At 57.4% G+C, this 20,511-nt stretch carries 23 protein-coding genes, 4 tRNA genes and 1 pseudogene; 16 read left to right on the top strand and 12 right to left on the bottom strand.

Annotated features, from left to right (window positions below; genetic code table 11):
* Nucleotides 1–75 precede the first annotated feature (75 nt).
* Nucleotides 76–1,226, bottom strand: a protein-coding gene (locus tag BLU01_RS02790) for an IS3 family transposase (protein ID WP_092270516.1) whose coding sequence is annotated in 2 segments (ribosomal slippage) — nt 76–992 and nt 992–1,226 — 1,152 coding nt in all. Because the reading frame shifts where the segments join, the coding sequence is not laid out codon by codon here.
* A gap of 234 nt (nt 1,227–1,460) precedes the next feature.
* Nucleotides 1,461–2,012, bottom strand: a pseudogene (locus BLU01_RS02785) (U32 family peptidase); the annotation flags it as partial.
* 163 nt (nt 2,013–2,175) lie between these two features.
* Here BLU01_RS02785 and BLU01_RS02780 point away from each other — a divergent pair.
* Nucleotides 2,176–3,240, top strand: coding sequence for an AI-2E family transporter (locus tag BLU01_RS02780; protein WP_092270513.1), 1,065 nt, complete (start codon nt 2,176–2,178; stop codon nt 3,238–3,240).
* Here BLU01_RS02780 and BLU01_RS02775 read toward each other — a convergent pair.
* The 3 genes from BLU01_RS02775 to BLU01_RS02765 form a co-directional block, all read right to left on the bottom strand.
* Nucleotides 3,237–3,419 carry a hypothetical protein gene (locus tag BLU01_RS02775; protein WP_092270510.1) on the bottom strand — a complete coding sequence of 61 codons (183 nt, stop codon included), beginning with the start codon at nt 3,417–3,419 and terminating at the stop codon, nt 3,237–3,239. The two genes, BLU01_RS02780 and BLU01_RS02775, sit on opposite strands and share 4 nt — an antisense overlap.
* 100 nt (nt 3,420–3,519) lie before the next feature.
* Nucleotides 3,520–3,714, bottom strand: coding sequence for a hypothetical protein (locus BLU01_RS02770; protein WP_092270506.1), 195 nt, complete (start codon nt 3,712–3,714; stop codon nt 3,520–3,522).
* 251 nt (nt 3,715–3,965) lie between these two features.
* A complete protein-coding gene (locus tag BLU01_RS02765) occupies nt 3,966–4,328 on the bottom strand; it encodes a hypothetical protein (protein ID WP_092270503.1) in 363 nt (120 codons plus the stop codon).
* 243 nt (nt 4,329–4,571) lie between these two features.
* On the opposite strand from BLU01_RS02765, the gene BLU01_RS02760 reads away from it, so the two are divergent.
* A complete protein-coding gene (locus tag BLU01_RS02760) occupies nt 4,572–5,390 on the top strand; it encodes a shikimate 5-dehydrogenase (protein WP_092270500.1) in 819 nt (272 codons plus the stop codon).
* A gap of 148 nt (nt 5,391–5,538) precedes the next feature.
* On the opposite strand, the gene BLU01_RS02755 is transcribed toward BLU01_RS02760, so the two are convergent.
* Nucleotides 5,539–6,186, bottom strand: a complete 648-nt coding sequence (locus BLU01_RS02755; protein ID WP_092270497.1) for a YceH family protein — start codon at nt 6,184–6,186, stop codon at nt 5,539–5,541.
* Between the two features lie 142 nt (nt 6,187–6,328).
* Here BLU01_RS02755 and BLU01_RS02750 point away from each other — a divergent pair, with 142 nt between their 5' ends.
* On the top strand, nt 6,329–6,838 hold the full coding sequence (locus BLU01_RS02750) for a DUF1993 domain-containing protein (protein WP_092270494.1): 510 nt from the start codon (nt 6,329–6,331) through the stop codon (nt 6,836–6,838).
* Between the two features lie 139 nt (nt 6,839–6,977).
* Here the strand turns inward: BLU01_RS02750 and sstT are convergent, their stop codons facing one another.
* Nucleotides 6,978–8,204: a serine/threonine transporter SstT gene (gene sstT / locus BLU01_RS02745; protein ID WP_092270491.1), complete on the bottom strand. Its 1,227-nt coding sequence runs from the start codon at nt 8,202–8,204 to the stop codon at nt 6,978–6,980.
* 373 nt (nt 8,205–8,577) lie between these two features.
* Between sstT and BLU01_RS02740 the strand changes: the two genes are divergently transcribed.
* The gene (locus tag BLU01_RS02740) at nt 8,578–9,738 is read left to right on the top strand and encodes an MFS transporter (RefSeq protein WP_092281442.1); all 1,161 of its coding nucleotides are present in this window, start codon (nt 8,578–8,580) and stop codon (nt 9,736–9,738) included.
* A gap of 34 nt (nt 9,739–9,772) precedes the next feature.
* Here the strand turns inward: BLU01_RS02740 and nhaR are convergent, their stop codons facing one another.
* The gene (nhaR, locus tag BLU01_RS02735; protein WP_092270488.1) at nt 9,773–10,669 is read right to left on the bottom strand and encodes a transcriptional activator NhaR; all 897 of its coding nucleotides are present in this window, start codon (nt 10,667–10,669) and stop codon (nt 9,773–9,775) included.
* A 135-nt stretch (nt 10,670–10,804) separates the two neighbouring features.
* Here nhaR and BLU01_RS02730 point away from each other — a divergent pair, with 135 nt between their 5' ends.
* On the top strand, nt 10,805–11,047 hold the full coding sequence (locus BLU01_RS02730) for a hypothetical protein (RefSeq protein ID WP_092270485.1): 243 nt from the start codon (nt 10,805–10,807) through the stop codon (nt 11,045–11,047).
* A gap of 30 nt (nt 11,048–11,077) precedes the next feature.
* Nucleotides 11,078–11,827 (top strand): TerC family protein, encoded by a 750-nt coding sequence (locus tag BLU01_RS02725; RefSeq protein WP_092270480.1) that lies wholly within the window; start codon nt 11,078–11,080, stop codon nt 11,825–11,827.
* A 246-nt stretch (nt 11,828–12,073) separates the two neighbouring features.
* Here the strand turns inward: BLU01_RS02725 and BLU01_RS02720 are convergent, their stop codons facing one another.
* Nucleotides 12,074–12,268 carry a hypothetical protein gene (locus BLU01_RS02720; RefSeq protein WP_092281440.1) on the bottom strand — a complete coding sequence of 65 codons (195 nt, stop codon included), beginning with the start codon at nt 12,266–12,268 and terminating at the stop codon, nt 12,074–12,076.
* Between the two features lie 202 nt (nt 12,269–12,470).
* On the opposite strand from BLU01_RS02720, the gene BLU01_RS02715 reads away from it, so the two are divergent.
* The 3 genes from BLU01_RS02715 (at nt 12,471) to BLU01_RS02705 (ending at nt 13,699) form a co-directional block, all read left to right on the top strand.
* Nucleotides 12,471–13,142, top strand: coding sequence for a peptidase C39 family protein (locus BLU01_RS02715; protein WP_092281438.1), 672 nt, complete (start codon nt 12,471–12,473; stop codon nt 13,140–13,142).
* Between the two features lie 111 nt (nt 13,143–13,253).
* Nucleotides 13,254–13,475: a DUF6021 family protein gene (locus BLU01_RS02710; RefSeq protein WP_092270477.1), complete on the top strand. Its 222-nt coding sequence runs from the start codon at nt 13,254–13,256 to the stop codon at nt 13,473–13,475.
* An 8-nt stretch (nt 13,476–13,483) separates the two neighbouring features.
* Nucleotides 13,484–13,699, top strand: coding sequence for a hypothetical protein (locus BLU01_RS02705; protein ID WP_092270474.1), 216 nt, complete (start codon nt 13,484–13,486; stop codon nt 13,697–13,699).
* 71 nt (nt 13,700–13,770) lie between these two features.
* Here the strand turns inward: BLU01_RS02705 and pbpG are convergent, their stop codons facing one another.
* Together pbpG and folD are read right to left on the bottom strand one after the other, a co-directional pair.
* Nucleotides 13,771–14,709 carry a D-alanyl-D-alanine endopeptidase gene (pbpG, locus tag BLU01_RS02700; protein ID WP_092270472.1) on the bottom strand — a complete coding sequence of 313 codons (939 nt, stop codon included), beginning with the start codon at nt 14,707–14,709 and terminating at the stop codon, nt 13,771–13,773.
* 246 nt (nt 14,710–14,955) lie between these two features.
* The gene (gene folD, locus BLU01_RS02695; RefSeq protein ID WP_092270469.1) at nt 14,956–15,810 is read right to left on the bottom strand and encodes a bifunctional methylenetetrahydrofolate dehydrogenase/methenyltetrahydrofolate cyclohydrolase FolD; all 855 of its coding nucleotides are present in this window, start codon (nt 15,808–15,810) and stop codon (nt 14,956–14,958) included.
* Between the two features lie 274 nt (nt 15,811–16,084).
* On the opposite strand from folD, the gene BLU01_RS02690 reads away from it, so the two are divergent.
* The 4 genes from BLU01_RS02690 (at nt 16,085) to BLU01_RS02675 (ending at nt 16,564) form a co-directional block, all read left to right on the top strand.
* Nucleotides 16,085–16,161: transfer RNA gene (locus BLU01_RS02690), tRNA-Arg, on the top strand.
* A 32-nt stretch (nt 16,162–16,193) separates the two neighbouring features.
* Nucleotides 16,194–16,269, top strand: a tRNA-His gene (locus BLU01_RS02685).
* Between the two features lie 56 nt (nt 16,270–16,325).
* Nucleotides 16,326–16,410 (top strand) — tRNA-Leu (locus BLU01_RS02680).
* A gap of 78 nt (nt 16,411–16,488) precedes the next feature.
* Nucleotides 16,489–16,564, top strand: a tRNA-His gene (locus BLU01_RS02675).
* Between the two features lie 20 nt (nt 16,565–16,584).
* On the opposite strand, the gene BLU01_RS27495 is transcribed toward BLU01_RS02675, so the two are convergent.
* A complete protein-coding gene (locus BLU01_RS27495) occupies nt 16,585–16,821 on the bottom strand; it encodes a hypothetical protein (RefSeq protein ID WP_157720139.1) in 237 nt (78 codons plus the stop codon).
* 145 nt (nt 16,822–16,966) lie between these two features.
* Here BLU01_RS27495 and tig point away from each other — a divergent pair, with 145 nt between their 5' ends.
* The 3 genes from tig (at nt 16,967) to clpX (ending at nt 20,402) form a co-directional block, all read left to right on the top strand.
* Entirely contained in the window at nt 16,967–18,277 is a 1,311-nt protein-coding gene (tig, locus tag BLU01_RS02670) for a trigger factor (RefSeq protein ID WP_092270466.1), read from the top strand.
* Nucleotides 18,278–18,370: 93 nt separating this feature from the next.
* Nucleotides 18,371–19,006 carry an ATP-dependent Clp endopeptidase proteolytic subunit ClpP gene (gene clpP, locus BLU01_RS02665; RefSeq protein ID WP_092270463.1) on the top strand — a complete coding sequence of 212 codons (636 nt, stop codon included), beginning with the start codon at nt 18,371–18,373 and terminating at the stop codon, nt 19,004–19,006.
* Nucleotides 19,007–19,118: 112 nt separating this feature from the next.
* Complete coding sequence (gene clpX, locus BLU01_RS02660; RefSeq protein WP_007901798.1) at nt 19,119–20,402, top strand: ATP-dependent Clp protease ATP-binding subunit ClpX; 1,284 nt, start codon at nt 19,119–19,121, stop codon at nt 20,400–20,402.
* Nucleotides 20,403–20,511: the final 109 nt, after the last annotated feature.

Genomic DNA, 20,511 nt, shown 5'->3' with positions numbered 1-20,511 from the left:
ACTGGACGATTTGCCATGCCCGGCCCCATCGGTAGAGCGTCCCACCTTCGGGAAGCCTGAATCGCCCCGGGTTTTCTAGTCACTCTCCAGGCTCGCTGCGTAACGCTTTTCAAACTCTACCGGTGACAGCTGATTGTTGAAACTGTGGCGTCGTTTTGGGTTGTAAAACATCTCGATGTAATCGAACACATCATCCCGAGCATCCTGGCGTGTAGTGTAGATTTTACGCTTGATCCGTTCCCGCTTTAGCAGCTGGAAAAAGCTCTCCGCCACAGCGTTGTCGTGGCAGTTACCTCGACGACTCATGCTGGCCACCAGGTTGTTAGCTTTCAAGAAGCTTCGCCAGTCTGAGCTGCTGTACTGACTGCCTTGATCTGAGTGGATCATCACCTCTTGCTTCGGCTTACGTCTCCAAACCGCCATCAGCAGTGCATCAATGGCTACGTCGCTGGTCATCTGCGACTTCATTGACCAACCAATGATCTGGCGTGAAAACAGATCGAGCACCACGGCCAAATACAGCCAGCCTTCATATGTTCGGATGTAGGTAATGTCTGTGACCCAGACTTTGTTGGGTTCTCTGACATCGAATTGGCGCTTCAGTAAGTTCGGTGAGGCAACGGCTGGTTTACCGCCATATTTTCCCGGCCTCCGTCGATACCCAGTCTGAGAACGTAAACCCTCAAGGCGCATCAACCTAGCCACCCGGTGACGGCCACAGCTCTCACCAACCTCTCGCAGGTCATCATGGATCTTGCGATAGCCATAAACGCCACCGCTTTCCAGCCAGGAGTGTTTGATCAATCCAAGCAGTCGCTGATCGTCCTTGGCTCGCGCAGATTTTGGTTCTGATAGCCACGCGTAGTAGCCGCTGGGATGAACCTTGAGCGTCAGGCAAAGCCGTCGAATCGCGTAATGACCCGATTGCTGCTTAATAAAGGCGTACTTCAGCCGCACTCCTTGGCAAAGTACGCGGCGGCCTTTTTTAAGATGTCTCGCTCCTCCGTCACCCGTTTCAGCTCGGCACGTAGACGACGAACCTCAGCGCTTTGATCATCCTCCTCAACGCGCTGTTCTTGGGGCTTGGTGTAGCGCTTAACCCAGGCATAGAGGCTGTGCACGGACACACCCAATCGTGCAGCCACCTCCGAGACAGGAAGCTGCTTTTCGGTCACTTGCTTGACCGCCTGGATTTTGAATTCTTCGGGATATCGCTGGTTGCTCATGGCACCTCCTAATGGGCCTCATTTTAAGGCTTGGAGGTGTCTACGAAACTAGGGGCGATTCACTGTTTACCGACCTCATCGTAATAGCTGGCCGTAAGCTTGCCTTCGGCTTCCTTTAAGGTGATGCCCATTTTCCACCTCGCGCGATGTCAATGAGAGGTTGTCAAAAACAGGTATAGAAGATACTGCCGTGAATGCAAGCCTTTGTTTTTTTTGTTTTTTTAACACAGATCTATACGCTGACAGTATTCGATGCTTGGAAAAGTCGCTATGGACGAACACTTCCAGTTCCATGGCCGGCACTTGCTGGCGGATCTCGGCGATTTCTTCCAGCGACAGTTCACGCGAGAGGATGATCCGGCTCAGCCCCTGCTGCTGCCAGAACTCGACGCTCGCCCAATTCACCGTGTTGGCCTGCACCGACAGGTGAATCGGCATCTGCGGGAAGTGCCGGCGCACCAGCATGATCAGGCCCGGATCGGACATGATCAGCGCGTCGGGCGCCATCGCGATCACCGGTTCGAGGTCTTTGAGGAAGGTTTTGAGCTTGGCGTTGTGCGGCGCGATGTTCACCACCACGTAAAAACGCTTGCCCTGTTGCTGCGCTTCGCGGATGCCGAGGGCAAGGTTGGCGTGGTCGAACTCGTTATTGCGCACCCGCAAGCTGTAGCGCGGCTGCCCGGCGTACACCGCATCGGCGCCGTAGGCAAAGGCGTAACGCATGTTTTTCAGGGTGCCGGCGGGGGCGAGCAGTTCTGGGCTGGAGGGCGGCGGCGCTAGGGTCATGGTCGTGTCGATCGCAAAAGTCGGCGAGGTTAAGCGTGTTGCTCCGGGGCTTTATTGATCTGGATCTATGCTTGTTTAACAAACGGATGGCACTCGCGCGAACCGTGGCGGACTAAGCATCTGACGCGAACTTGCGTCCTCTGCGCACTGACATGGATCGGACATGAAAGAAACGACGGTACAAAAAAGAGCACTGCTGTTTTTACTGGGAGCAGTGACGCTGGCCTTTATCTGGATTCTGCTGCCGTTCTACGGCGCGGTGTTCTGGGCGGTGATTCTCGGGATTATCTTTGCGCCCATGCAACGACGGCTGCAATTGAAGTTCGGCTGGCAGCGCAACGTGACGTCGCTGTGCACCTTGAGCGTGTGTCTGGTGATCGCGATTTTGCCGGTGATCATCATCAGTGCGTTGCTGGTTCAGGAAGGCGCGGTGCTTTACGAGAGCATCGAAAGCGGCAAATTGGACATCGCCGGTTACATCACCCAGTTCAAGCATGGCTTGCCTATGTCTTTCCAGCATCTGCTCGACCGCTTTGGTATCGGCGAGTTGAATGGTCTGCAGGACAAAGCCGTGAAAGGCGCGATGCAGGGCAGTCAGTTCTTCGCCTCGCAAGTGGTGACGTTCGGCCAAGGCACGTTTGAGTTCATCGTCAGCTTCTTCATCATGCTGTACCTGCTGTTTTTCTTGCTGCGCGATGGCGCCGAACTGGCGCGTAAGGTCCGTACCGCAGTGCCGTTGCAAGAACAGCAGAAGCGTCGTTTGCAGCTCAAATTCAACCGCGTGGTGCGCGCTACCGTCAAAGGCAACCTGTTGGTGGCGGTTAGCCAAGGTGCGTTGGGCGGGTTTATTTTCTGGTTTCTGGACATCCCGAGCGCGTTGCTCTGGGCGGTGGTGATGGCGTTTCTGTCGCTGTTGCCAGCGGTGGGTGCGGGGATTGTCTGGGCGCCGGTGGCCTTGTACTTCCTGCTCAGCGGTTATATCTGGCAGGGCGTGGTGCTGGCGCTGTTCGGGGTGTTCGTGATTGGCCTGGTGGACAACGTGCTGCGCCCGATTCTGGTGGGCAAGGACACGAAAATGCCCGACTACATGATCCTCATTTCGACCTTGGGCGGCATGGCCGTCTTCGGTCTGAACGGGTTTGTGATCGGGCCTTTGATCGCCGCGCTGTTTATGTCGAGCTGGGCGATCTTCGTCGAAAGCAAGCCACGTATTCAACTGCCTTCTTAAGCGCTGAACGAGCCGTCGCCCATGCGCTGCGACAAGGCCTGGGCGGCGGTCAGCGAAGTGAGCGGGCCGCTGACCGGTTCGCCGTTGAGCACCAAATACCAGCAGGCGAGCAACCCGCACGCTCTGAGCGATGCCGGAACGGCGCTACCAATAACTGACATGATCTGGACCTGATTCATAAGTACCTCCACCAAACGATGGGGCTACCTTACTTATCGTGCCGCGCGACGGACAATCAACGTTCTCGATAGTGGTCATTGATGCGACTGAGCTTTGCGCTCAATCGACCACCAGATCGAGCATGTGCACGACTTCCTGCTCATTGAGCAGGCCTTTGCGCACCAGGTTTTCCGCCAGCAGCGAGAGGAACTTGGCGCTGCGATGGCCTTCCAGGTGCTTGAGTTCAGTCAGTGCGTCATAAACCTTGCTGGAAGTGCACAAGCCGACATTGCGGTGCGGGTTTTGCGTGGGCATGAGCTCGTCCTTCTTGTTATTAGTGGCGGTGATCAACGTTGCTGTACGCCTGCAGATGCAGATTGCGCACCTGTCATGACACAAATATGACGGTTTGCCCCAATGTCAGGGAAGGGCACTCAAGGCATCTTGCCAAAATCGCCGGCGCGCGCTGTCTCGATAACGACCTCGACGCGGTCTATCCAGACCTCGTACACCTCGCGCTCATAAAAAAGCCCCGCGGTTGAGGCGGGGCCTGGTGATTCGATCAATCAGTAGCGCGGGCCGCCGTAATAGCCATGCGGGCGACCGTAATAGCCGCGTGGCGGGCCGTAATAAACCGGCGCCGGGCGGTAATAGATCGGTTGCTGCACGTAGACCGGGGCTGGTTGGTAATAAACCGGTGGCGGCGGTTGTTGTACGTAAACCGGTTGTGGCTGGTAGTAAACCGGCTGCGGCTGTTCAACATAAACCGGTCGATTGGCATTGATCAGGGCCGAGCCGACGATGGCCGAGCCGACAATCGCACCGAACACCGCGGGACCTTGCCAACCGCCACCGCCATGCGCTTCGGCCTGTCCGGCGACTGCCAGTACACCAATCAACAAGGCCACTGTGGGGATTTTACGGATCATGATAATTCCTCGGTTCTTCGACCCGGCGCCTGAGTCTGCAATAGACCCGGGATTGGCGCGGGGATACTTCTAAGACAGCGCTTTTTTGAAAAACTGCACAGCCGCTGGGTAAATTTTGTGTAAGGTCTGTACCGGCTTCTTTACCGTCCTGCAGCGCCGTTTGCAGACCGGATCATGATCGAACAGAACAGGATGGAATGGCTAATCCCGTCCATCTGAAAGTGCATTGAGAGGAGATGTTTCATGCAGATGAACCCCAACAAAGACACGCAGTTGTGCATGTCGCTCTCCGGGCGCCCCGGCAACTTTGGCCTGCGATTTCACAATCATCTGTACGAACAGTTGGGGCTGAATTTCTATTACAAGGCGTTCAGCAGCAAAGACCTGAACGGCGCCGTCGGTGGTATTCGCGCGCTGGGCATTCGCGGTTGCGGCGTGTCGATGCCGTTCAAGGAAGCGTGCATTGCACTGGTCGATGAGCTGGATGCGTCGGCGGCGGCGATTCAATCGATCAACACCATCGTCAACACTGACGGCCATCTCAAGGCCTATAACACTGATTACATTGCCATCGCCCAGTTGCTGGAAACGCATCAGGTGCCGAAAGACTCGACATTCGCCCTGCGCGGCAGCGGCGGGATGGCCAAAGCAGTGGCCAGCGCGTTGCGCGATGGCGGCTACGCAAACGGCGTGATCGTCGCGCGTAACGAGCGCGCCGGGCGGGCGCTGGCGGATGCGCTGGGTTATGAATGGCAAGCGGATTTGGCTGCGCGGCGTCCGCAGATGCTGATCAACGTGACGCCGATCGGCATGACCGGTGGACCGGAAGCGGATCAGTTGGCGTTTGATGCAGAGGTTATTGCGGCCGCGGAAACGGTATTCGATGTGGTGGCGATTCCGTCGGAGACGCCGCTGATCGTGCGCGGGCGCGCGGAAGGCAAACGCGTGATCACCGGGCTCGAAGTGATCGCGATCCAGGCGCTGGAGCAGTTTGTGCTGTACACCGGCGTGCGGCCGACGGATGAGCAGTTTCAGGCTGCGGTGGCGTTTGCACGGAGTTGATAGCCGGGTTTTTGGATGGGCAGTGCCGGCCTCATCGCGAGCAAGCTCGCTCCCACAGGGAAGCTCATGAACGCTGAAATCCTTGTAGGAGTGAGCCAGCTCGCGATAACGGAGTGTCAGCCGACATCGTTTGATCTGTCGCGTCGGGTTATTCCAGGCGCGACAGGCGTTCTTCCAGCGCTGCAATCCGCGCTTCGAGCTCTTCAATGCGCTCCACCGAAACCCCGCCGCTGGCACCACGTTCCGCCGGATGCTGGCGGGCCGCAAGAATCGTCTCGATGTCTGCCGGATCGCCCAGCGCGTGCATGTAGCGGTCTTCGCGCTGCCCGGCCTGACGCGGAATCAACAGCGCCAATCCCCGCGCAATCAGCCGTTCGAGCTGATGAACCACTTGCTCGGCATCTTCAAATTCATGCATGCGGCCGCTGCGGGTCAGCAGTTCATTGACCGTTTGCGGACCACGCAAGAACAGCAAACCGGTCAAAATCACCTGCGCCGGCACCAGTTCCAGCGCCTTGTCGACTTTGTGTTCCCAGCGATCGGCGCGGCTGCCCATCACCAGTTTGCTGAAGCCGCGACCTTCGAGGGCGCGCAGGCTCTGACCAACCTGGCCCTGAGTCAGGTTCATCACCGGTTCGCGGCTGGTTTTCTGGTTGCAGGCAATCACCAGCGCATTAAGGGTCAGCGGGTAGGTTTCCGGGCTGGTCGCCTGTTTCTCGATCAGCGAGCCCAGGATGCGGATTTCCGTGCTGTTGAGGCGCGGCTCGTCGAAGGTCGTCTCTTGCTCAGTGCTCATTCGCGCTTTTCCCTTTGCTGTCGATGCGTGCAGTCGAAGCCGCCTAGCGTAATCCTTGCCAAACAAAAGGCAAGCCGCCCGATGCGCAAAGCATGGCTATAATCGCTCCACGTTTTTACACCCGCCACAACACGAGACTGCCATGACTATTTCCCTGTACGCCGCTTCCGTCCCGGTTTTCAAGCAAATGCTCAACGCCCTGAGCGATGTGCTGAACAAGGCTGAAGCCCACGCCACTGCGAAAAACATCGACCCGAATGCGTTCCTGCAAGCGCGTTTGTACCCGGACATGTTCCCGCTGGTTCGCCAGGTACAGATCGCCGTCGATTTCGCCAAAGGCGTTTCGTCGCGTCTGGCCGAGCTGGAAGTGCCGAAATACGAAGACTCAGAAACCACCTTCGCCGACCTGCAAGCGCTGATCACCAAAGTTCTGGCCTACATCGGCGAGATCAAGCCTGAGCAGATCGATGGCAACGAAGGCATCGAAATCGTCACCCGCCCAGGCACGCCGAAAGAGAAGCGCTTCAGCGGCCAGGCTTACCTGCTGAGCTACGGCTTGCCGCAGTTCTTCTTCCACGTCACCACCGCTTACGCGCTGCTGCGTCACAACGGCGTAGAAGTGGGCAAGCGCGATTACATGGGCGCGTTCTAAACCGTCCGGCAATAAAAAAAATCCCGCCACGGTTAGCGCCGTGGCGGGATTTTTTTGCCTTTGTAGGAGCCAGGCTTGCCGGCGAAAGCGATTTCAAGGACGCCTTCGCCGGCAAGCCTGGCTCCTACAGGAGCGGGGGTTATGCCGGGTTTTTCTGTTCTTCACCCAGACAGGCCGCTGCGGTAAACAGCACGTCGGTGGAGGAATTCAGCGCTGTCTCGGCCGAATCCTGCAGCACGCCGATGATGAAACCGACCGCCACCACTTGCATGGCGATTTCGCTCGGAATGCCGAACAAGCTGCACGCCAGCGGAATCAGCAACAACGAACCGCCGGCCACGCCCGAAGCACCACACGCGCAAATCGCCGCGACGACGCTGAGCAGAATCGCGGTCGGAATGTCCACGGCAATCCCAAGCGTGTGCACGGCGGCGAGGGTCAGCACGGTAATGGTGATCGCCGCGCCAGCCATGTTGATCGTCGCGCCGAGCGGGATCGACACCGAATACGTGTCTTCATGCAGGCCCAGGCGTTTGCTCAATTCCAGGTTGACCGGAATGTTCGCCGCCGAGCTGCGAGTGAAAAACGCGGTAATGCCGCTTTCGCGCAGGCACGTCCACACCAGCGGATACGGGTTGCGGCGCAGTTTCCAGAAAACGATGATCGGGTTCATCACCAGCGCCACGAACAGCATGCAGCCGAGCAACACCGCCAGCAGATGCACATAACCGATCAGCGCGCCGAAACCGGAAGTGGCCAGCGTCGATGCCACCAGGCCAAAAATCCCCAGCGGCGCAAAGCAGATCACCATGCGCACAATCAGCGTGACGCCGTTGGACAAGTCGCCCAGCACCTCGCGCGTGGTGTCACCGGCATGGCGAATGGCTACGCCCATGCCGATCGCCCAGGCCAGAATGCCGATGAAGTTGGCATTCATCAGCGCGCTTACCGGGTTATCGACCACGCTCAGCAGCAGGCTTTGCAAGACTTCGCCAATCCCGCCCGGCGCGCTGATCGCGACGTCGTGGGTCGTCAGCACCAGGTTCGAGGGGAACAGCGTGCTGGCCACGACCGCGACCACCGCGGCGGCAAAAGTACCCAGCAGATACAGATACAAAATCGGCCGAATGTGCGTTTCCTGGCCGACCTTGTGGTTGGCAATCGAAGCCATGACCAGCACGAATACCAGAATCGGCGCGACCGCTTTCAACGCCGTGACAAACAGCTTGCCGATGAGCGTGGTCGACTTCGCCACTTCCGGCGCCAGCAGCGCAAGGGCGATGCCGGCAATCAGGCCGATGATGATTTGCGTAACCAGGCTAATACGTTTCAAACGATGTAATAGGGCAGGGGATGCAGCACTCATAGCGGTATCTCTGATTTTTTTGGGTGCAGGGTTGCGCGTCACGCGGCAATAAACAGGGCAGGCCACAGGAAGGAACCACTGGTAGAAGCTACGGATAGAAACTACGGTTAAGAACTACAGGTTAGTGCGCCATCAGAGCCGCAAAGTGGCCGATGATCAGGGTGTACGAATCGCAGGGCGCGAACTTTATCACAGGGTAGTCCGCATCCTTCAGACCTGTGACGATCTGCCGCCCGTGACGCCCGGGCAATTTGCAGGTTCGTGCAACCCGGCTCGGACACACTCTGTTAAGATTCGCCATCCTCATTTTCAGTTTCTGCCAGTGCGCCCTCGGGCTGTCGCTGCTGTCGTCGTTTTTCTGGAGTTTTGCATGCTGTTGCTGCCCATCATTCTGTTGTCCGCTGCCGGCTTCACGGTGCTGACCACGGAGTTCATCATCGTCGGCCTGTTGCCGGCGATCGCTCGAGACCTTGAAGTCACGATTCCCCAAGCCGGTTTGCTGGTGACGTTGTTCGCGTTCACCGTGGCCGCGTTCGGCCCATTCCTGACCGCCTACTTCGCCCGTTTCGAACGGCGCAAACTGTTTATCTCGGTGTTGATCATGTTCGGCGTGGCCAATACGGTCGCGGCGTTTGCGCCGAATATCTGGGTGATGGCCGCCGCGCGGTTGATCCCGGCGCTGGGCTTGCCGGTGTTCTGGGCCTTGGCCAGCGAGACCGCGGTGGACATCGTCGGACCGGACCACGCCGGTCGCGCCATCGCCAAGATCGGTTTCGGCATCGTCTGCGCCACGGTGTTCGGCATTCCGGTCGGCACGCTGATTTCCGATGCATTCGGCTGGCGCAGCGCCTTCGGCATTCTCGCGGTAATCGCGTTTGCCAAGGCTCTGCTGCTGTTTATCTACCTGCCGAAAACCAGCTTGCATCAGCATCAAGTGAGCTTTCGCTCGCAATTCAAAATCCTCCACAGCCCGTTGATGATTGGTCATGTGCTGTTGTCGATTCTGGTCTTCAGCGGCATGTTTACCGCTTACACCTACCTGGCGGACATCCTTGAACGCCTTGCCGGTTTCAACGGCACCGTGGTCGGCTGGTGCCTGATGGGCTTCGGCGCGGTCGGTTTGATCGGCAATTCGCTGGGTGGCCGCGCGGTGGACCGTCATCCATTGATCGCGTCGATGATGTTTTGCGCGTTCATGATTGCCGGCATGGTCGCGCTGGTGCCGAACATTCACTCGCCGCTGGGTCTGGCGGCGGCGATGGGCATTTGGGGCGTGACTCAAGCCGCGCTGTTCCTGGTCAGCCATGTGCGTTTGATGAAAGCTGCGCCGGAAGCGCCGGCCTTCGCTGCGTCGCTGAACATCGCCGGGGCCAACCTCGGGATTGGCCTGGGCGCGATGCTCGGTGGTCGGGTGATCGACAGTTTTGGCCTGCAAGGGCTGGGTTTTGCCGCCGCCGCGATCATCCTCGCCTCGGTGCTGCTGGCCATGGCCCTGATGACCATGAAGCCGCGCGAGATTCTCACCGTTCAGTAAACAGCTGTTCAGTAAGCAGTCAGTCAGTAAACAGTCAGTCAGTAAACAGCTCGCGTCGGGCACCTTCGGCAATCGCAACGATGCCGGGGTGCTTGACCTTGCGTTCGACGGAAATGGCGTAGAACGACTCGGTGACCGCGTCGGTCTGGCCGATCAATTCGACGCCGCACTGGCGTTGCACCTCGTCGGCAATCACGCTCGGGCCGATGAAAATCCCGCTGCCGGATTGCCCAAACGCTTGCATCAACGCGCTGTCATCGAACTCGCCGACAATCCTTGGCTGAATCTGCTGCTCGGCAAACCAGCGCTGCAAACGGCTGCGCACCACGGTTTCCGGCCCGGGAATCAACAATGGCGCGCCGTGCAGGCTGCGGGGGAAATCCTCGCCGTACTGCGCCGCCAACGCCTTCGTCGCAAAAAAACTGATCCCGCATTCGCCGAGTTTCTGGCTGTAGCCCTTGATGTCGAGGTGCGACGGCATTGGGCTGTCAGAGATGACCAGGTCGAGGCGCTGAATTGCCAGGTCGGCGAGTAACCGTTCCAGTTTGTCCTCGCGACAACTGATGCGCAGCGGCTCGCTCAATTCCATGGTCGGCGCGATCAGGCGATAGACGATGGATTTTGGCACCACGTCTGCGACACCGACGCGAAACAGAATCTGTTGCTCATTTGGTTGGGCGCGCAGCATCAACTCCAATTCGCCACCGAGCTGAAACATCTGCTCGGCAAAGGGCAGCGCCTGGCGCCCGGCCTCGGTGAGCTCAAGATTGCGCCCGACGCGGCGAAACAATTCGATACCGAAAGTTTGTTCAAACAGTGAAATCTGCCCGCTGATGGTCTGCGGTGTCAGGTTAAGTTGCTCGCACGCGCGGACGATGCTGCCGGTCTTGGCGACGACCCAGAAGTAATGCAGCTGTCGGTAATTGAGCATGGCGGCCTGTCAGTTCGTAAAAAACGAAGTATAGCCGCTGAAAATACGAATTTTCCTGAAGTATCTACTTACATAGAATGCCTCGCTATCGACCGCGCGCCGCTGGGCGTTGGTCCGTTATACAAGGAGAGCGTCATGAAATTTACCGCTACGGCCCTGCTGTTCACGTCTTTACTGGTACTGGCCGGGTGTGATCAGGCTGAAAAGAGTGCGCAGCAACTGATGGGCAAGGCTGCCGAATCCGCCAAACAGGCGATTGACGACACGCATAAGGCCGCTGAACAGGCGCTCAGCGATGCCACTGGCGGGCTGATCAGCAAGAAACCATCCTCGGCCGAAGATGAAGAGCAATCGACGTCTTCGTCTCAGGAAATCTAACCCCGAATCACAACGAGTCAGGACTGACCCATGGAATACCTTTTAGAGCTAGCCGCCAGCCCAACTGCCTGGATCGCCCTGGCGACGTTGGTGGTAATGGAAATCGTGCTCGGCATCGATAACCTGATTTTCATCTCGATCCTGACCAACAAACTGCCCGAGCAACATCGGCAGAAAGCGCGGCGCATCGGGATCGGCATGGCGCTGATCCTGCGATTGGGCCTGCTGAGCACCATCGCGTTCATCGTCCAGCTGACCACCCCGGTGATCGAGCTGCTCGGCCACGCGTTTTCGTGGAAGGACATTATCCTGGTCGCCGGTGGCCTGTTCCTGTTGTGGAAAGCGACCACCGAGATTCACCACAGCATGGACCCGGCGCCGGAAGATCCGAAGTCGGCGACGTCTACCGTGACGTTGGGTTTTGCCGCCGCGATCGGGCAGATCCTGTTGCTCGACCTGGTGTTCTCGATCGACAGCATCATTACCGCTGTCGGCATGACCGAGCATTTGCCGATCATGATCATCGCGGTGGTGGTGTCGGTGCTGGTGATGTTGTTGGCGGCTGACCCGCTGGCCAAGTTCATCAACGACAACCCGACGGTGGTGATGCTGGCTCTGGGCTTCCTGATCATGATCGGCATGACGTTGATTGCAGAGGGCTTCGGCGCTCACGTACCGAAAGGCTACGTATATGCCGCCATGGCGTTCTCGGCGACGATCGAGTGCTTGAACATGATGTCTCGACGGGCCAAGCAGAAGCGCAGCGCCGCTAAAGTCTGATCCGCGCCAGAAACCAACGGCCGCTTGTACTCGCGAGAGTTCAGGCGGCCGTTTTGTTAATTGGGTCAGCGTTCTCAAAGAAATCTAGATAAATAAAGATCTCTTGTAGCAGCTGCCGAGGCACGAGGCTGCGTTGCGGTCCGAAGGAGCGCCCTCGGGGGGCCGCTTCGCAGCCCAACGCAGCCTCGCAGGCTCGGCAGCTGCTACATACGCAAAATGCACCTATGGGATTTTGCTAAAGAATGATCAGTGCGCGGTGGCGGGGCGGGGCGGTGTTTGCTCGGTTTTCGCGTCGGGCATCGCTTGTTCTTGCGGGTGATGGTGGCGGCGGGTAATGCGCAGCACGCCCCACAGCATGGCGGCGGCCACGGCCAGCCAGCCACATACGAGCATTATGATTGTCATTGTCAGGCTCATCGGTGCCTCCTCTTCGCCCTGCATCGGGCCCACCACGTCTTTCAAATGACAGTCTAGTCGTTAGCGTGTTTCAGGCTATTGACCAAAGGTCGACTGTCTCCAGCCAGTTCGCTCTATCGAATGCAAACAACTGCCGGTTTAGGCTATACCGCTGCGTCATGGCGACCTATGATCGGTGGCCCAAGCCAGGGGCGTGATTGCCTGGCGTCTGAACAAGCGAGTGATGATGGTGCGGGTAATGTCTGGAATTCGATCTTTAATGCTGGCGATCGGTTGCGTTGCCGCGCTGGCAGGATGCGCGGGCAGCGTGGCGCCAGAGGTTCGGCAACTGCCGGAACGCGTGGAACTCAGCGGTACGTTTTATCGCGGGCAGGCCAATCAGAGTGGGCCGCAGGTGCTGGCCAGCATGTTGTCGCAACAAGGCATCGTGATCACCCCGGGGCTGCTCGAAAAACCGCTGAAGTTACCGGGCGCCGAGGCGCAGTTGCAGCAGAACATGCAGAACCTTGCCCGTGAATACGGCATGGTCGTGTACCCGCTCGACGGCAATCTGTCGGCGCTGCTGACCCAAGTCGCGGCCGGGTATCCGGTGATGGTGCGGTTCACCGAAGGCTCGGCATTCTGGGCCGAACCGCGTTACGCGATCCTCGCCGGTTACAACCGGCAGAAGCAGACCGTGCTGCTGCGTGCCGGGATGAATCGGCGATTGCTGATGGACTTCAATTCGTTTGAGTCTGCCTTCAAGGATGCTGGCGGCTGGGCGGTTTTGATCCAGAAGCCGAATCAGCTGCCGGCCAAGGTCGACGGGCCGCGCTGGCTCAAGGCCGCCAACGATTTAGGCCAGGCCGGGCAGGAACAGGCCGCCGCGCGGGCAAGCAAAGCATTGCAGGCTCAGTAGCTGCTATTTGCGCTGAAGGCTCCGTTCGTCATGTTTCGGGCACCGTCGCGTGCCGCGCGCCTCATATGAGTAAGGCCCGGATTCCTCCGGGCCAGACCCAAGGAGGCGTCCATGGCACATTCCAATTCCCCAGATGGCCCACATTCGTCCGAGCATTCGTCTGGCGATGATCTGGGTTTCGATCCCGATTCGCCCGATGTTGCGGACCCGCAGGTTGACCCTATCGGGCCAGCCAAGGCCCCGAGAGACATCAAGCCGGGCGAGGACGAAAAGAAGCCGGCCAAGCCTTACGATCCGCTGGGTGACCTGAAACCTGACGCGCAATCGCAATGAGGTGACTCATGTCTACCGATTCGAGTTTCAATGACAAACGTCCGGACAGTGTTCCAACCACTCCCGAAGAGGACGTGGGCGGGGCGATGGACCCGAACAGTCCGCTGCGCGATCCGCTGGCCCGGCCGTTGGTGACACCGACTGATCCTGCGCATGGTTCGAAACATCCGAGCGATGGCGATGGCATTCCCAATGACGATGAGATGCCGTTGCCCAACGACTGATCTTTCGTCCACCTGCAAAAAGCCCCGAATGTTCGGGGCTTTTTGTTGGGGGTCTATTGGCGGACGCCCGGCTATTTCGAGGCTTCAACCACGCCGCTCTGGCGCTGTTTGAGATTTTTCGCGGCTTTGTATTGCAAGGCCACCGATGGTGCGTCGACGCTGCGGCCAGTTTCGACCCAACTGCGGATGCGGCTGGCGTCGGCGAAATGCGTGTATTTGCCGAAGGCGTCGAGAATCACCAGGGCCACCGGGCGATTGCCCATGCTGGTCACCAACACCAGACAATGCCCGGCTTCATTGGTGAAACCGGTCTTGGTGATCTTGATGTCCCAGTTGGGCTTTTTCACCAAGTGGTCGGTGTTATTGAAACCCAACGTGTAGTTGGGTTTGCGGAACGCGACGGTGGCTTCCTTGGTGGTGGTCAGCTCGGTCAGCAGCGGATATTTGCGCGCGGCGATCAGCAGCTTACTCAAGTCGCGTGCCGTCGAGACGTTGCGCGGCGACAGGCCGGTGGGTTCGACAAAGTGCGTGCTGGTCATGCCCAGCGCCTTGGCTTTGGCGTTCATCGCGGCAATAAACGCCACGTATCCGCCCGGGTAGTGGTGAGCGAGGGTAGCAGCGGCGCGGTTTTCCGAAGACATCAACGCAATCAGCAGCATCTTCTTGCGCGGCAATTCGCTGTTGAGTTTGACCCGCGAAAACACACCTTTCATTTCCGGCGTGTGGCTGATGTCGACGTTAATGTATTCGTCCATGTTCTGGCGGGCTTCAACCACCACCAGGCCGGTCATCAGTTTGCTCACTGAAGCAATCGGCACGACAACGTCGGGGTTGCTCGAATAGATGACTTTGTTGGTTTGCAGATCCAGCAGCAGTGCGCTGCCGGAAGCGATTTTCAATTGCGAAGCGTCTCGGGGCGCGGCAGTGGTTTCTGCGGCGCTGGCCATTGGCGTGATGAACGTCCCTGTAAATGCAAAAAATAGACTCAGGATGGAAAGACGGATTTTCACGCGGGCGAACTCATAAAGGGTGGATATGCCGTTTTGTTACGGGCTGTTTCATCAAAACGACGCATTTTATGAGTATGAGCCAATAAAGCGCCACACGCCTGTGCGGCACGGGCTTTAGATGAAGAAAATTTAATCTCTGGTGAGGGCGGGGTTGGCGCAATTGATGCGTTTGTTCGCTAAAAATACACACCGCGAAAACAACAAAGCCCCGCACTGGTCGGGGCTCTATGAGCGCAGCAAAACAACTCAGTCGTGCAGGGTTTCTGCCGCGTACAAAGTGTTTTCCAGCAGGCAGGCGCGCGTCATCGGGCCAACGCCGCCCGGCACTGGGGTGATCCAGCCTGCGCGGGGCAGGGCGGTTTCGTAAATCACGTCGCCGACCAGCTTGCCGTCGTCCTGACGGTTGATGCCGACGTCGATCACGATCGCGCCTTGCTTGATCCACTCACCTTTGACCAGGCCTGGCTTGCCCGCAGCGACAACGACCAGATCGGCGCGGCCGACGTGGCCGGCCAGGTCTTTGGTGAAACGGTGGGTGACGGTGACGGTGCAGCCGGCCAGCAGCAGTTCCATCGCCATCGGGCGGCCGACGATGTTGGACGCACCGACGATCACTGCGTCCATCCCGTAAAGGTCGGCGCCAGTGCTTTCGAGCAAGGTCATGATGCCTTTTGGTGTGCACGGGCGCAGCAGTGGAATGCGCTGTGCCAGACGGCCGACGTTATAAGGGTGGAAGCCGTCGACGTCTTTGTCCGGGCGAATGCGCTCAAGCAATTTCGAAGCATCGAGGTGCGCAGGCAATGGCAGCTGCAGCAGCACGCCATCGATGGCCGGGTCGTCGTTGAGGCGATCGATCAGTTCGGTCAGTGCTTGTTGAGTGGTGTCAGCAGGCAGGTCGTAGGCTTGGGATAGAAAGCCGACCTCTTCACAGTCTTTACGCTTGTGCGAGACATAAACCTGAGAGGCAGGATCGCTGCCGACCAGGATCACCGCGAGGCCGGGCGTGCGCAGACCTTGCTGGCGACGCTCGGCAACTCGTTTGGCGATCTGCTGGCGCAGGCTGGCGGCGATTGACTTGCCGTCGATTAGTTGTGCAGTCATTGCGCGTGATTAACCATCGAGAGGGGAAAAAAAGAGGGCGCATTCTCGCATGTCAGGCGCCGAGGGCAAAGGCGCTTGGTCTGCAAATTCCTCTAAGCCCTTTAATTAAATGAATTTTTTTTAAAAAGGATTTGACGGACTTTAGGCCGCTCTATACTATTCGTCGCACTTGTCGGGCACAGCCTAGCACTGGATGAGAAGGTCAAGCGGGATTACGGTTCTGCGAGACTGGAAGCACTTAGTTTGTAGTCCTCCAAGAGTACAGATTAATAAGGCGCCCGTAGCTCAGCTGGATAGAGCATCCGCCTTCTAAGCGGATGGTCGCAGGTTCGAGTCCTGCCGGGTGCGCCATTAGGCAACTTTGGCACAAGTAGCGCAATATGGTGGGCGTAGCTCAGTTGGTAGAGCACGGGATTGTGACTCCCGTTGTCGAGGGTTCGATCCCCTTCGTCCACCCCATATTTCGAAAGGCGCCAGATTAACAGTCTGGCGCCTTTGCTTTAACAGCTTCAAACGCGGATGTGGTGGAATTGGTAGACACACTGGATTTAGGTTCCAGCGCCGCAAGGTGTAAGAGTTCGAGTCTCTTCATCCGCACCAAATAAAGCTTCACTCGGGCCATTGGCCTGGTTGGGGCGCAGCAAGGAAGGTTGTTTGGCTTCTTTGTCAGGCTATATGGTGGGCGTAGCTCAGTTGGTAGAGCACGGGATTGTGACTCCCGTTGTCGAGGGTTCGATCCCCTTCGTCCACCCCATATTTCGAGAGGCGCCAGATTTAACAGTCTGGCGCCTTTTTTGTTTTAGCGGTTCGAGTATTCAGCGGCTGCAATTCCGGGTCGCAGTGGTGGGGTGCTTCGTCGTATTTATGTTTCCCGATGATGCCGCGCCGCCCGCCGGCCTTGCTCGCAAGGTCGGTTGTCAGGGAGATGACTGGCAACTTCTTCTTTATATAGAAGGGTTGGCGCAGAGCCCTGGCTTGATTGGCTGTATTTGCGAACAGGGCGAGGCGCAACCGTTTGTCCCTCGCCTATAAATTGCCTGCTGTTTTTTTACCCTTTTTCAGTAGGGTGACTTCTTGAGTTTGACCCACTAGAATGCATGCCCTTGATTCTGGGGTCGGAAACGGCCGGCTAACGTCTGTGCAACGAGGAATATCCATGCAAGTTTCTGTTGAAAATACTTCTGCTCTTGAGCGCCGCATGAGCATCACCGTGCCGGCTGAGCGCATCGAGACTCAGGTCAACAAGCGTCTGCAGCAGACCGCCCAAAAGGCCAAGATTGCTGGCTTCCGTCCAGGCAAAGTGCCAATGAGTGAAATCAAGCGCCGTTTCGGTGCTGATGCACGTCAGGAAGCTGTTGGCGACGTCATCCAGTCCTCCTTCTACGAAGCTGTAGTCGAGCAGAAGCTGAACCCGGCTGGCGCTCCTTCGATCGAGCCTAAATCGATCGAAGCTGGCAAGGATCTGGAATACGTTGCAGTTTTCGAAGTGTTCCCTGAGTTCACCGTTGCCGGTTTCGAAGGCATCAACGTTGAGCGCCTGAGCGCTGACGTGGCTGACGCTGACCTGGACAAAATGCTCGAAATCCTGCGCAAGCAGAACACCCGTTTTGAAGTGGCCGAACGCGCTGCCCAGAACGAAGACCAACTGAACATCGATTTCGTTGGCAAGGTTGACGGCGAAGTGTTCGCTGGCGGTTCCGCCAAAGGCACTCAGCTGGTACTGGGTTCGGGTCGCATGATCCCTGGTTTCGAAGACGGTCTGGTTGGCGCTAAAGCTGGCGAAGAACGCGTTCTGAACCTGACTTTCCCAGAGGACTATCAGAACCTCGACCTGGCCGGCAAAACTGCCGAGTTCACCGTTACCGTGAACACTGTTTCCGAGCCAAAACTGCCTGAGCTGACCGAAGAATTCTTCGCTCAGTTCGGTATCAAGGAAACTGGCCTGGAAGGCTTCCGCACCGAAGTTCGCAAGAACATGGAGCGCGAGCTGCGTCAGGCGATCAAATCCAAGGTCAAGAATCAGGTAATGGACGGTCTGCTGGCCACCAACCCGATCGAAGTGCCTAAGGCTCTCCTGTCCACCGAAGTTGACCGTCTGCGCGTGCAGGCTGTTCAGCAGTTCGGCGGCAACATCAAGCCTGACCAACTGCCTGCCGAGCTGTTCGAAGAACAGGCCAAGCGCCGCGTTGTACTGGGTCTGATCGTGGCTGAAGTGGTCAAGCAATTCGACCTCAAGCCTGACGAAGCCCGCGTTCGCGAAATGATTCAGGAAATGGCTTCGGCCTACCAAGAGCCTGAGCAGGTTGTGTCCTGGTACTACAAGAACGACCAGCAACTGAACGAAGTTCGTTCGGTTGTGCTGGAAGAACAAGTTGTGGATACTGTTCTGCAGAAAGCTAGTGTGACCGATAAGTCGGTCTCTTACGAAGAAGCAGTCAAACCGGTTGAAGCTCCACAAGCCGACTGATCGTTTTAGCGTTAAGAAGTAATCACCATAAGCCAGCCTTCGCGCTGGCTTATGCGTATTCAAGACATAACTATTTGGGAGTGACTGCAGAGCATGTTCCGTAATTCGTATATTCAGCAGAACTCAGATATCCAGGCCGCTGGCGGCCTGGTCCCGATGGTTGTCGAGCAGTCTGCTCGTGGCGAGCGCGCTTACGACATTTATTCGCGTCTTCTCAAGGAGCGAGTGATTTTTCTGGTTGGCCCGGTAGAGGACTACATGGCTAACCTGATCTGTGCGCAACTGCTGTTCCTTGAAGCGGAAAACCCGGACAAGGACATCCATCTCTATATCAACTCCCCGGGCGGTTCGGTGACAGCGGGCATGTCGATCTACGACACCATGCAGTTCATCAAGCCAAACGTATCGACCACCTGCATCGGCCAGGCCTGCAGCATGGGCGCGTTCCTGCTGACCGCAGGTGCTGCCGGCAAGCGTTTCTGCCTGCCGAACTCGCGTGTGATGATTCACCAGCCATTGGGCGGTTTCCAGGGTCAGGCTTCGGATATCGAAATCCATGCCAAGGAAATCCTCTTCATTCGTGAGCGTCTCAACACGCTGATGGCCAAGCATAGCGGGCACACCCTTGAAGAAATCGAGCGCGATACCAACCGCGACAACTTCATGAGTGCACAAGCCGCGCGTGAGTACGGGTTGATCGATGAAGTGATCGAACAGCGCCCGGCTTAAAATAAGCAGCTCAAAATAAGGCTGGTCGGTTGCTCCGATCACCAGCGGGCTTGAAAAAGCCCGCAATAGCCTTCATCTTGTGTTGCAAGCCTATCGGATTTGGATCGAACGAATGACTGACACCCGCAACGGCGAGGACAACGGCAAGCTGCTCTATTGCTCCTTCTGTGGCAAAAGCCAGCATGAAGTGCGCAAATTGATTGCCGGCCCCTCGGTCTTTATCTGCGACGAGTGCGTCGACCTGTGCAATGACATCATCCGCGAGGAGGTGCAGGAAGCCCAGGCCGAAAGCAGCGCGCATAAATTGCCTTCGCCTAAAGAAATCAGCGGCATCCTTGACCAGTACGTCATTGGTCAGGAGCGTGCGAAAAAGGTTTTGGCCGTAGCGGTGTACAACCACTACAAACGCTTGAACCAGCGTGACAAAAAGAATGACGACGTCGAACTCGGCAAAAGCAACATCTTGCTGATCGGCCCGACAGGCTCGGGTAAAACCCTGCTTGCCGAAACACTGGCTCGTTTGCTGAACGTTCCGTTCACCATCGCCGACGCAACCACCCTCACCGAGGCGGGTTATGTCGGCGAAGATGTCGAGAACATCATTCAGAAGCTGCTGCAGAAGTGCGATTACGACGTGGAAAAGGCCCAGATGGGCATTGTCTACATCGATGAGATCGACAAGATCTCGCGCAAGTCTGATAACCCGTCGATCACCCGGGACGTTTCCGGTGAAGGCGTGCAGCAAGCCTTGCTCAAGTTGATCGAAGGCACGGTCGCTTCCGTCCCGCCGCAAGGTGGTCGCAAGCATCCGCAGCAGGAATTCCTGCAGGTCGACACCCGTAACATCCTGTTCATCTGCGGTGGTGCGTTCTCCGGTCTGGAAAAGGTTATTCAAAACCGTTCCACCAAGGGCGGCATCGGTTTCAACGCAGAAGTGCGCAGCAAGGAAGAAGGCAAGAAAGTCGGTGAATCCCTGCGTGAAGTCGAGCCTGACGATTTGGTCAAGTTCGGTCTGATCCCGGAATTCGTCGGTCGTCTGCCAGTTCTTGCAACGCTGGACGAGCTTGATGAAGCTGCGTTAATGCAGATCCTCACCGAGCCGAAAAATGCTTTGACCAAGCAGTACGCCAAGTTGTTCGAGATGGAAGGCGTGGACCTGGAATTCCGGGCCGACGCACTGAAATCGGTCGCAAAACGTGCCCTGGAACGCAAAACCGGTGCCCGTGGCTTGCGCTCGATTCTCGAAGGTGTGTTGCTCGACACTATGTATGAAATCCCCTCGCAGTCCGAGGTGAGCAAAGTAGTGATCGATGAAAGCGTGATCGAAGGCAAGTCCAAGCCACTGTATATCTACGAAAACAGTGAGCCGACTGCCAAGGCAGCGCCAGACGCTTAAGCGTCACGCTGCTGGAATAAAGAAGGGGCCTTCGGGCCCCTTTTCTTTTAAAGCGTTTTAACACCCTCTTTACGCTTGTTTTTTTTGAAAGCAGCCCCCATCTTGGTTT

Origin of the sequence: Pseudomonas prosekii (assembly GCF_900105155.1) — a bacterium.
Taxonomy (GTDB): Bacteria; Pseudomonadota; Gammaproteobacteria; order Pseudomonadales; family Pseudomonadaceae; genus Aquipseudomonas; species Aquipseudomonas prosekii.
Note: the sequence above shows the minus strand (reverse complement) of the source record. Positions and strands in the feature narration are given on the sequence as shown.